General features: G+C 61.8%; 7 protein-coding genes. All 7 read left to right on the top strand.

Features of this window, described 5'->3' with window-relative positions; all coding sequences use genetic code 11:
- Positions 1 to 61: 61 nt before the first annotated feature.
- The 7 genes from TR61_RS18785 to TR61_RS18755 all read left to right on the top strand — a co-directional run bounded on the left by TR61_RS18785 (position 62) and on the right by TR61_RS18755 (position 7,467).
- Positions 62 to 517 (top strand): GAF domain-containing protein, encoded by a 456-nt coding sequence (locus tag TR61_RS18785; protein ID WP_050932069.1) that lies wholly within the window; start codon positions 62 to 64, stop codon positions 515 to 517.
- 916 nt (positions 518 to 1,433) lie between these two features.
- Positions 1,434 to 2,006 carry a helix-turn-helix domain-containing protein gene (locus tag TR61_RS18780; RefSeq protein ID WP_050932068.1) on the top strand — a complete coding sequence of 191 codons (573 nt, stop codon included), beginning with the start codon at positions 1,434 to 1,436 and terminating at the stop codon, positions 2,004 to 2,006.
- 14 nt (positions 2,007 to 2,020) lie between these two features.
- Entirely contained in the window at positions 2,021 to 2,401 is a 381-nt protein-coding gene (locus TR61_RS18775; RefSeq protein ID WP_050932067.1) for a GFA family protein, read from the top strand.
- Positions 2,402 to 2,413: 12 nt separating this feature from the next.
- A complete protein-coding gene (locus TR61_RS18770; RefSeq protein WP_050932066.1) occupies positions 2,414 to 4,861 on the top strand; it encodes a GcvT family protein in 2,448 nt (815 codons plus the stop codon).
- Positions 4,858 to 5,484, top strand: coding sequence for a LysE family translocator (locus tag TR61_RS18765; protein WP_050932065.1), 627 nt, complete (start codon positions 4,858 to 4,860; stop codon positions 5,482 to 5,484). Before TR61_RS18770 ends, TR61_RS18765 begins: the two co-directional genes overlap by 4 nt.
- Before the next feature lie 7 nt (positions 5,485 to 5,491).
- Positions 5,492 to 6,559, top strand: coding sequence for an alcohol dehydrogenase family protein (locus TR61_RS18760; protein WP_050932064.1), 1,068 nt, complete (start codon positions 5,492 to 5,494; stop codon positions 6,557 to 6,559).
- Positions 6,556 to 7,467, top strand: coding sequence for a homocysteine S-methyltransferase family protein (locus TR61_RS18755; RefSeq protein ID WP_050932063.1), 912 nt, complete (start codon positions 6,556 to 6,558; stop codon positions 7,465 to 7,467). Before TR61_RS18760 ends, TR61_RS18755 begins: the two co-directional genes overlap by 4 nt.
- Positions 7,468 to 7,497 lie beyond the last annotated feature (30 nt).

Below are 7,497 nucleotides of genomic sequence, written 5' to 3'. Positions count from 1 at the left end.
AGCGCCCCCCGCGGATCGCCCGCGATAGCGGGCGAAATACCTCTTCACCAAGGACGAACCCATGGCCGATTACGACACGCTTGCCAAAACCATCGCGGCCCTGACCGAAGGTGAAACCGACACCGTCGCGCTTATGGCCACCATCGCCTGCGAGGTTCACCACGCCGATGACCGCTTCGACTGGACCGGGTTCTACCGCGTGACCGCGCCCAACCTTCTGAAAATTGGCCCCTATCAGGGCGGCCACGGTTGCCTTGTCATCCCCTTCGACAAAGGCGTCTGTGGCGCCGCCGCGCGGACAGGCGAAACCCAACTGGTCCCGGACGTGGATGCCTTCCCCGGTCATATCGCCTGCGCGTCCTCCACCCGGTCCGAACTGGTGATCCCGGTGCGCAACGGGCAGGGTGATCTGCTTGGCGTCTTCGATATCGACAGCGACCAGCCTGATGCCTTCACCAAAGAAGATGCGCAGGCGCTTGGCGCGATCCTTGACCGCGCCTTCAACCATGCGACGTGATCTTCACGTGCCGCGAAGGGCAGGTTTGAGCCCATACTTACTGAAAAACTGCTCGATGCCGAATGGCAGCATACAATGGTTAAGGCGCACCTCTGCCATGCACCGGAATCCGTTGCCAGAAAGCTACTGATCAGTTCACAAGGGGAAAGCTAGCGGGTTACTTATGGTCAAACCACTTGGCAATAAAGTGCCATACGGCACTTGCCAAGAGGCTGCCCAAAAACCCGAGAACGAGTGTTTCGAGCATCAGCTATTCCTGTGCTTGAGAAGCGTTTCTACAAACGCAAAAGACCCCACAGGAGACACCTACGGGGCTACGACCCCGCCTCCTGCAATTCAGCAGAAAACGGGGCTGTCTCTATGCGGAATGCCTAAAATGCGCTGTGCGCGTTAGGGCTATAGGCGGAGCAGATTGATAGCGTTTGCGACAGAACCATTAAGTTCCGTCTGTTCCCGATTATACCGTCAGGTGCGCCACGCGGTCGGCCCGAAGCCATACGATACACGTGCAATTCGGTTAGACATATTTTCTCACAAACAAAAGTACTTGTTTTGTTCTGCGCGGTCAACCTTTGGCGTGCGCATAAAAAAACCCGCCACAAATGGGGCGGGCAAGGCTCTATCGTTTTTTAGTTACAACAACCTTTGGCGTTTCCACGCAATCTCACGAACTGTAACGGTCCAAGGGCTACATTTTTCTGAGAGTGGCGATCCATCTGTCACATTGCGAACGTCCGCGATGTCCGCAAACCGATCATACCACCGAAGCTTTGCGAAACTCCCCAGCGACCCCACCACCTTTGTCCGGACTTGCATCCAAGGCCATCCAACACCCTGTGAAAAATCTCTTTGAAATTTCACGCGACTCAGTCATCGTGAAAATCCAAGGGAGATTTTCACGGAAAGCTGCGCGGATATGGTCGATCAAAAACCCGTCTTCACCGGATCGCTTGGGGCCGATCTGCGCGCGCTCCGCAAGGCGCGGGGCCTGACGCTCACCGATCTGGCTGACCGCGTGGGCCGCTCCGTCGGCTGGCTCAGCCAGGTGGAGCGCGATCTGTCGGATCTCTCGGTCAGCGACCTGCGCGAGGTTGCCGTCGCACTGGACGTTCCCGTCTCCATGTTCTTCAGCCACGGCCCCGCACCGGTCGAAGAAGCCGGATATATCGTCCGCGCCGATGCGCGCCGGCCCATCGGCACCTCTCAGGCCGGGCTGGTCGAGGAACTGCTGTCCCCCGACCTCACCGACGATTTCGAAATGGTGCACTCCACCTTCAAACCGGGCTCGGCCATCACCAAACCCGTCAGCCGCCCCACGCAAGAGGTGGGCTATGTCGTCTCCGGCCAGCTGGACCTGACCATCGGTGACCAGGCCTTTACCGTGGGCGCGGGCGACAGCTTCCGCATCCGGGGCGAGCCCTTTTGCTACGCCAACCCCTACTCACATTCCGCCGTGGTGATCTGGGTGATCGCCCCGCCGGTCTATTGACGAAAGGACAGACCATGCGGACAGGATCCTGCCTTTGTGGCGGCGTCAGGTTCCATTTCGACGTCGACGCACCCGCGCCATCCGCGTGCCATTGTGGACAATGCCGCAAACAATCGGGCCATGTCTGGTCATCGACCTTCATCCCGGAAAGCGCGCTGATCTTCGACGCCGACACAACGCTCAGGTGGTTCGAAGCCAGCCCCACCGCCAAACGCGGCTTCTGCAACACCTGTGGCAGTTTCCTCTTCTGGAAGCACCATAACGAGGACACGATATCGATCTCCATGGGCTCCCTCGACGCGCCCACGGGGCTGAGATTGGGCAAGCACATCTTTACCGCCGACAAGGGCGATTACTACGACATCACCGACGACCTGCCGCAGCGGGCGCAATAGAAGGACATCACCATGGCAGACTTCCCAACAACAGCCCGCGTGGTCATCATCGGTGGCGGCGTCGTAGGCGCCTCCAGCCTCTATCACCTGGCGAAAGCCGGTTGGACCGATTGCGTCCTGCTGGAGAAAAACGAACTTACCGCAGGCTCCACATGGCATGCGGCAGGCAACTGCCCCAGCTTCTCGACCTCCTGGGCGGTGATGAACATGCAGCGCTACTCGCTGGGCCTCTACGCCGGGCTGGCCGAGGAAGTTGACTACCCGATGAACTACCACGTCACCGGCTCCATCCGTCTGGGCCATTCCAAGGAACGGATGATGGAATTCGAACGCGCCCGCTCCATGGGCCGGTACCAGGGCATGGCGCTTGAGATGATGGAGGTCAGCGACATCAAGGACCGCTATCCCTTCATCGAAACCCATGATCTCGCCGGTGCCCTCTGGGATCCCGATGATGGCGATATCGACCCCGCCCAGCTGACACAGGCGCTGGCCAAAGGCGCGCGCGACATGGGTGCGCGGATCGAACGGTTCTGCCCCGCCACCGGCGTCAGCCGCGACAAGGGTGAATGGATCGTGCACACGCCCAAGGGCGATATCCGCTGCGAAAAGGTGGTGAACGCCGCCGGATACTATGCCCAACGCGTCGGCGAATGGTTCAAACCCTATGGCGGGCGCACCGTGCCGATGGCCACGATGAGCCACCAGTTTTTCCTCACCGAAGAAATCCCCGAGCTTGCCGCCTGGACCAAGGAAAACGGCCGCAAGGTGCCGCTCCTGCGCGACGTGGACAGCTCCTATTACCTCAGGCAGGACAAGCACGGCCTGAACCTTGGCCCCTATGAACGCAATTGCAAAGGCCATTGGATGACGCCTGACGATCCGATGCCCGAGGACTTCTCCTTCCAGCTCTACCCCGACGATCTGGAGCGCCTCGAATGGTACATCGAAGACGCAATGGCGCGTGTACCGATCCTCGGCACCGCCGGAGTGGGTCGCGTGATCAACGGCCCGATCCCCTATGCCCCCGACGGCTTGCCCCTGCTTGGCCCGATGCCGGGCGTGCCGAATGCGTATGAGGCCTGTGTGTTCACCTTCGGCATCACCCAGGGCGGCGGTGCGGGCAAAGTGCTGGCCGAATGGGTGACCGAAGGCCAGACCGAATGGGACATGTGGTCCTGCGACCCGCGCCGGTACACCGATTACACCGATCAGGACTACTGCAATCAAAAAGCGATGGAGGTCTATGGCCACGAATACGCCATCCACTTCCCCCATCACGAATGGCCCGCAGGCCGCGACAAGAAACTCTCGCCCGTCGATGACAAGGTCCGCGCATTGGGTGGCGTGATGGGTGCCTATAACGGATGGGAGCGCGCCAACTGGTTCGCAAAAGAGGGCGACGACCTCTCCGAAGACGCCACCCAGACATGGGATCGCGCAGGCGCATGGTCGCAGCGTGTGAAGGAAGAATGCGAAGCGGTCCGTGATGGCTGCGGTGTACTTGATCTGCCGGGGTTCTCCCGGTTCAACCTCACCGGGCCCGGCGCGGCCGAATACCTGCGGGGCAAGATCGCAGGCGGTTTGCCGAAAGTGGGCCGGATGAACCTAGCCTACTTCCCCGATGATCGCGGCCGTATTCTGACCGAGATGTCGGTCATGCGTCACAGTGATGACCACTTCACCCTAATCACGGCAGCAAGCGCGCAATGGCATGACCGCGATGTCCTCAGCGATGGCCTGCCCGAGGGGCTGACTTTAGAAGACCACACAACAGAATTCGGAACACTGATCGTGACCGGCCCGACCTCGCGCGCGCTGCTTGAGCAAATCGGAACGGATGCCGACCTTGGCCTTGGGTGGCTCAGCCTGCAAACCGCCACTGTGGCCGGTCAGCCTTGTGCCCTTGCCCGAGTATCCTTCGCCGGCGAACTTGGCTGGGAGATCCACGCCCCCAATGCACACATGCCGGCGCTCTACGATGCGGTGATTGCAGCCGGTGCGACACCCTTCGGCATGTATGCGCTGAACTCGCTTCGGATCGAAAAAGGGTACCGGACGTGGAAGGGCGATCTCTCCACCGACTACACGCTCTTCGAAGGCGGCCTCGACCGTTTCGTCAAACTGGACAAGCCGCAGGATTTCCCCGGCAAAGCCGCGTTGATGAACGAAAAGCAGCAAGGCAGCAAAAAGCGCTTCGTCACCATGATCGTCGACGCAGGCGATCAGGACGCGCCTTACATGTCCACCGTCTGGGATGGCGACACTGTCGTCGGCGAAACCACATCAGGCGACTGGGGCTATCGCGTGAACGCCTCCATCGCGCTGGGTCTGGTGCGCACCGATCTGGCCGTGCCGGGGACCGAGCTAGAAATCGACATTTTCGGCCACCGCCGCAAAGCCGTGGTGCAACCCGATCAACCGCTTTGGGATCCTGAAAACGAAAGGCTCCGCGCTTGAGTATCGAGACCTACCTGATCTACCTCGGCGTTCTGGCGGCGTTCTTCGCAACGCCGCCCGACACAAGCCAACTCCTGATCATCTCGAACAGCCTCCGCCACGGCTTGCGCCGCAGCACCGCCACGATAGCCGGTGATCTGACGGCCAATGCCGGGCAAATGACACTGGCGGCCTTCGGCCTGACGGCGCTGATCGCCGCCTCGGCCAACGCGCTCTTTATCATCAAATGGCTGGGCGTGGCCTATCTGGTCTGGATCGGCCTGCGCCTGATCTTGTCGCCAGCGCGCAGTGACACTCCAAAAGCCGCCAAATCAGGCGCCTTGTTCCGCCAAGGCTTCCTGACCTCATCGGCCAACCCCTATGCGGTGGTCTTCTTCGGCGCGCTATTCCCGCAGTTCATTGATCCGTCTCTGCCTGTCTGGCCACAACTCCTGATCCTGGGCGTGACCTACCTGGTTGTCGATGGCGTGATCCTGCTCCTCTGGGGCTGGGCCGCGCAACGTACGCTGGGCCGCATCCGCGCGCTGACCGGCGTCTGGCTGAACCGCATCTCAGGCGCGTTGATGATCGGCGCGGCCGTGCTGCTGGGCGCCAAAGACCTCAACGCCAACCGCACCGGGTAAAACCGCGATGGAGCTGCCCACCACCATGTCCGGCGTCCTCCTCACCCGCCACGGCGGGCCGGAGGCGCTGGAATGGTCCGACACAATCCCCGTCCCCCGACCGGGTCCAGGCCAGGTGTTGGTCAAAGTGGCAGCAGCAGGTGTGAACAACACCGACATCAACACCCGCATCGGCTGGTACGCACCCGAAGTGACAGGCGCCACTGACGCCGTCGACCAAGACGTAGACGCAGGTGGCTGGGGCGGCGCACTCCACTTCCCGCGTATCCAGGGCGGTGACCTCTGCGGCTATGTGGTGGCTGCGGGGCAGGGGGTCTCTCTGCCCCGCAGCACCCGCGTCACTTGCCCCATCAACCTGCCGCGCCCGACCGAGGACACTCCCACCGCCTTCATCGCCCTTGGCAGCGAAATTGACGGCGCCTTCGCCCAGTTCTGTCTGATGCAGGAAAGCGACCTCTACGACGTCACCGCCTCCCCCCTGTCAGACATCGAAATCGCCGCCATCCCCTGCGCCTTCGGCACTGCCGAGAACCTGCTCACCCGTGCAGGCGTGTCCGAGGGCCAACACACCCTCATCACCGGAGCGTCAGGCGGTGTCGGCCTCGCCGCTGTCCAACTCGCCCGCCTGCGCGGCGCAATCATCACCGCAGTCACCGCCCCCGCCAAGGCCGACACTGTCCGCGCCGCAGGGGCCAGCCATATCCTTCACCGCGACGACACGCCTCCAGAAGCAACCTATGACGCCATCATCGACGTGGTCGGTGGCCCCGGCTTCGGCGCGCTGATCAACGCCCTCAAACCGGGCGGCCACTACGCCGTCTCGGGTGCTATCGCAGGCCCCATCGTGGAAACCGACCTCCGCGCTCTCTATTTGTCCGACCGCACGATCCACGGCGCGACCTACCAGCCACCAGAAGTCTTCGCCCGTCTTGTCGAACTGATCAACACAGGCACCATCCGTCCTATGATCTCCCAAACCTATCCCCTCAAGGACATCGCCAAAGCACAGGAGGCGTTCCAGTCAAAACGCTTCCCCGGCAAGCTTGTCCTCATTCCACCGGATCCCGGCACATGACCGATATCACCCTTCTTGACGGCTCCATCGGCCAGGAACTGGTCAAACGCACCGACGACCGCGCCACGCCCCTCTGGTCGACCCAGGTGATGATCGACCACCCCCATCTGGTGGGCGAAGTGCATGCCGTTTACTTCGCCGTTGGCGCCACCGTCGCCACCACCAACACCTATGCGGTGATGGCCGACCGCCTCCAGCGCGTGAACCTGACCGACCGACTCCCCCAGCTTCTGGAAACCGCGCTGTCCGCCGCGCAAACCGCCCGCGACGCCCATGGATCAGGCCGCATCGCCGGATCCCTCGGCCCCATCGGCGCGTCTTACCGCCCCGACATCCACGTGACCAAAGAGGACGCCGCCACCGCCTATGACCCTGCGCTCGCCATGCTGGATGCGCATATCGACCTCTGGCTGATCGAAACGATGTCATCGCTCAACCACGCCACATCCACCCTGGCCGCCGTCAAGGACGCCAGCACCAAACCCGTCTGGCTGGCGGTCTCGGTTGATGATTTCGACGGGACCAAACTCCGATCCGGCGAACCAATCCAAACCATCACCGACCTGATCCTTTCGCTCCCCGACGATCGCAAACCCGATGCGATCCTGATCAACTGCTCCCGCCCTGAAGTGGTCGCAGACGGCCTCGCCATCCTGACCCACGCCGGGATCCCCTTCGGCGCCTACGCCAACGGCTTCACCAAGATCTCCGAAGGTTTCCTCAAAGACGCCCCCACCGTCGATGCTCTGGAACAACGGGTCGACCTGACACCCGACACCTATGCCAACCACGCCATGGGCTGGGTCGCGCAAGGTGCCACCATCGTCGGCGGCTGTTGCGAGGTTGGCCCGGACCATATCGCCGAACTCGCCCGCCGCCTCAAAATAGACGGGCATCACCTTGTTTGACCCTGTGCTTCTTCTCTTCACAAATACCGG

This window comes from Aestuariivita boseongensis, assembly GCF_001262635.1.
GTDB classification, from domain to species: domain Bacteria; phylum Pseudomonadota; class Alphaproteobacteria; order Rhodobacterales; family Rhodobacteraceae; genus Aestuariivita; species Aestuariivita boseongensis.
The sequence above is the reverse complement of the archived record's forward strand: the minus strand, read 5'-3'. Positions and strand labels throughout refer to the sequence as shown.